3 protein-coding genes are annotated in these 3,936 nt (G+C 49.7%); all 3 read left to right on the forward strand.

Going from position 1 to position 3,936, the window contains the following annotated elements; translation table 11 throughout:
- Window positions 1-231 precede the first annotated feature (231 nt).
- Window positions 232-1,245: a DUF1559 domain-containing protein gene (locus tag Q0294_RS09245; protein ID WP_299463760.1), complete on the forward strand. Its 1,014-nt coding sequence runs from the start codon at window positions 232-234 to the stop codon at window positions 1,243-1,245.
- Window positions 1,246-1,381: 136 nt separating this feature from the next.
- Window positions 1,382-3,004 carry an aldehyde dehydrogenase family protein gene (locus tag Q0294_RS09250; RefSeq protein WP_299463763.1) on the forward strand — a complete coding sequence of 541 codons (1,623 nt, stop codon included), beginning with the start codon at window positions 1,382-1,384 and terminating at the stop codon, window positions 3,002-3,004.
- A 38-nt stretch (window positions 3,005-3,042) separates the two neighbouring features.
- Window positions 3,043-3,936, forward strand: an 894-nt coding sequence (locus tag Q0294_RS09255) for a parallel beta-helix domain-containing protein (RefSeq protein ID WP_299463766.1), incomplete at its 3' end; no start/stop codon positions are given.

A 3,936-nucleotide genomic window follows, 5' to 3' on the forward strand; every position in this document is an offset into this window, starting at 1 on the left:
TCTGTCATCAATCAGAACTGGCTACAAATCTCTATTTCTTAAAGAACTGTCTGGATGCGAGAGGGGTTAAATACATCGTGAAGGCCTTTTTCTCTCGAGTCTTTTAAATATGTCATTGTTACGGTGCTTGTTTGCGTCATTCCTTAATCAGATGAGTAACGCAAATCAATGCTTTGCATAATTATATTTAGACCCTTTCTTATCCCTTCTTGAAATGCGAGGAGTAGCGCTATGATACGTCGTAAGCCTCTGAACAGAGGATTCACACTCATCGAGTTGTTGGTGGTCATCGCAATCATTGCGATCCTCATTGCCTTGCTGTTACCCGCCGTCCAGCAGGCACGGGAAGCGGCTCGCAGAACCCAGTGCAAGAACAACATGAAGCAGTTCGGGCTGGCGATGCACAATTATCATGAGGCCCATAGCATGTTTCCATTGGGAAGCAGTGTGAACTTTGCAACGTCTTCCGGCGGCGGAAACTTCATTACAAACGGGATTGTGATGATGCTGCCTTATTTCGATCAGGGCAACTTGTCCAATCTTTATAATTCTACCAAGCCGTGGGAACAGCAGGCTCCCACGGTAGCCAGCACCGTCATTCCCACATTTGTCTGCCCTTCCAATGTTGGCAGCAACCCGATTAATGAGCCTGCTCTGGCGAGCCTCATACCGGCGGGGGGAACTTTTGGGATCACGACTTACCTGATGTGTCGCGGATCAAATGTGGCCTGGTGTAAGTCAAGTGGCCAACCCAATACTGTCAAAGGCATGTTTGATCTCAATCGAGGGACCAAAATGCGGGATATCATCGATGGTTCCAGTAATACGATTGCCATGGGCGAAGGTGCAACCGGACCTCAATTTCTTCTTTGTAATGGGCAAGGTTGTAACACAGCACCTGCGACACCGGTCGAAGCATCTCAAGGCTGGATCGTAGCACAGCCGCCTCCATCAGATTTTAAAGCCGGCTTATTTGGTGGTCCCCGTGCTGGCGTCTTTGGCAGTACGTCGGATCGTATCAATAAAAAATATACCACCGAAACCGTAATTGATCTGACAAACTTTACCAACTGCACCTTTGGTACCGGCTCTGATGCTACCAGTAACTTCCGCAGTCAGCATGTGGGTGGTTGTCACTTTCTTTATGCAGACGGATCAGTTCACTTTATTTCGGAGAACGTGGATCTGAATCTCTACCAGGCACTCTCAACGATTCAGGGGGGAGAGGTCGTCGAGGCGCCTTAGTCTCTGTTAAGACAGTTTGGTTAACCGTTTCAGGAATTTCGGGTGTGATTTCTCACTCACGAGGGAGAAGACGATCCTGCATCAGCACGCTGTATCCAGCACGAATCAGTCTGAAATCGATCAGGCTTTAAAGGAATTGACTGAAGCCAACCAGACATTGGTTGGCTTTTCAGTTGCGGAGCGCATTCGTTTGACAGAGCAATGCCTGCGAAGTCTTTCCGATGCTGCTGAAGAATGGGTTGATCTCGCCTGTCAGGCAAAACGGATTCCGGTAGAGAGTGCGGTTCGCGCAGAAGAAGTTCTCGCGGGCCCGGTCTCTGTTGCTCGATTTTTGCAAGTGTTGTTGATCAGTCTGAATGCGATTGCGCGTTCCGGCAAACCTTGTCTACCAGGATCTCCGGTGTTCACAACTGAAGAGCAATGGCGCGTGCCTGTTTTTCCTACCAGCGGGATTTATGACTCACTGGTATTCGCTGGCTTGAAGGCAGAAGCCTGGCTGAAGCCGGGATTGGAGTCCACGTCGCTGTTCAACCTCGATCCGTTGGAGAGCACTGCTTCCGAATCGCTGCCCCTGACATTGGTGTTGGGGGCGGGCAATGTGTCTGCGATTCCGGCCACCGATGTGTTGACGAAAATTCTGCAGGACGGGGAACGTGTTCTGCTCAAAATGAATCCGGTCAATGAGTATCTGAAACCGGTTTTTGAACAGGCATTCCAGCCATTAATCGAAGCCGGGCTGTTACGCATCGTGTGTGGTAATGCGGATGAAAGCGCCGCTCTGGTGGAATATCCTGCGATTGAACGGATTCATATCACCGGATCGACACAAACTCACGATGTGATTGTCTGGGGGAGCGATCCTGCGGAACGCGCGTCCCGGAAGCAGAAAAATCAACCGCGCATTGATGTGCCGATTACGAGTGAGTTGGGGAACGTTTCTCCCTGGATTGTCGTCCCGGGTAAGTATTCCGAAAAACAACTCCAGTTTCAGGCCGAGAATATCGCGGCTTCGATTGTGAATAATGCGTCCTTTAACTGTCTGGCGACGAAGGTGATCGTCACCGCCGCCAACTGGCCTGAACGGGATCGTTTTTTAGCGATGATCGAACAGCATCTGTCTTCTATTCCGCGACGTTATGCGTACTATCCGGGTGCCGCGAGGCGTTGGGAACGGTTTGCCGGTGAGGTTCCCGATGACCAGGAATTTCTGCCCTGGAAATTGCTTCGTAATGCCGATCCACAACAATCGCCGCATCTGTTTCAGGAAGAATCTTTTGTCTGCGTCTGTGCGGAAACCACGTTGCAGGCTGATTCCGATACCGATTTTCTTGAACGGGCCGTTGATTTTGTGAATCAGGAAGTTTGGGGGACACTCTGCGCGTCGATTACGGTTCCGGATGCGTTTCAAAAAACTGAGCGTGATGTTCTGGATCGTTGTATCTCACGCATGCATTATGGGGCCGTGGGCATCAATCACTGGCCCGCCTTGAATTATGCGTTTATGTCAACTCCCTGGGGAGGGGCACCGGGGGCCGACTTGCAAAATGTATCCAGTGGAATCGGTAACGTACACAACACATTTTTTCTCAGGGATGTGGAAAAAACGGTGCTTTCTGGACCGCTGACGCTGTTTCCGAAGCCGGTCTGGTTTCCTTCACATCCGAATCCGGAAGCGGTGGGCTGGCGTCTGATGAAATTGTATACTCAGCCTTCATTCGGGAATCTGTTACGCGTGGGCCTTTCTGTCGTCTTCAAATAATTATTTCATTGAGCAAAATTTGCGCAGGTTTATCAAAGATGTCACAATCAAATCTCATCTCATCAATCAAGGTTTTCAGTATTACTATGGTCATAGTGATGCAGGGACATTTCCTGGAGAAGTCGGTCGTCGATGCTGCCGAGTCGAAGGTGCTGAAACTGGTGCCGGCAACTTATACCTTTTCCCCCGGCCCCGATTTTCAATTTCAATTCCAAACCCGCATGATTCAAGCCGTTCCGGGAGATGTGCTGCTGCTGAATGCAGGGAAATATGAATTACTGTCCGGTTTGCATCTGGTCACGGACAACGTCACGATTCGTGGTCAAGGTCATGAGAAAACAATTCTCTCTTTCAAGAACCAGACGGACGGCAGCTTTGGATTACTGGCGAGTGGAGATAATCTTGTTCTGGAGAATTTTGCCGTTGAGGATACCAGTCATAATGCCATCAAAGTCCTGGGGGCAGAAAATGTAACTTTTCGGGGGATACGCACGGAATGGACAGGGGGACCGAAATCAACGAACGGTGCTTATGGCCTTTATCCGGTGCAGTGCAAAAATGTTTTGATCGAGAACTGCATTGCGATCGGTGCCGCTGATGCCGGGATTTATGTCGGACAGTCTATCGATGTGATTGTCAGAAACTGCCGGGCAGAATTTAATGTGGCCGGAATTGAGATCGAAAATACCATTCATGCGGACGTGTACGATAATGTGGTGACGAACAATACGGGGGGCCTGTTAGTCTTTGACCTGCCAGGGTTGCCTCAGAAGAATGGACGTCATGTGCGCTTGTTTCGAAATCGCATCTTCAAAAACAATACCGGAAATTTTGCACCCAAAGGTAATATGGTTGCCTCCGTCCCCGCTGGTTCGGGAGTACTGGTGATGGCGACAGATGATGTCGAAGTCTTTGACAATCAGATTGAAGAC

This window comes from uncultured Gimesia sp., from assembly GCF_937919775.1.
Taxonomy (GTDB): domain Bacteria; phylum Planctomycetota; class Planctomycetia; order Planctomycetales; family Planctomycetaceae; genus Gimesia.

What these genes read in the sequence shown, in the direction of transcription:
- Q0294_RS09245 (WP_299463760.1), top strand. Translation starts at nt 232, where the DNA reads ATGATACGTCGTAAGCCTCTGAACAGAGGATTCACACTCATCGAGTTG.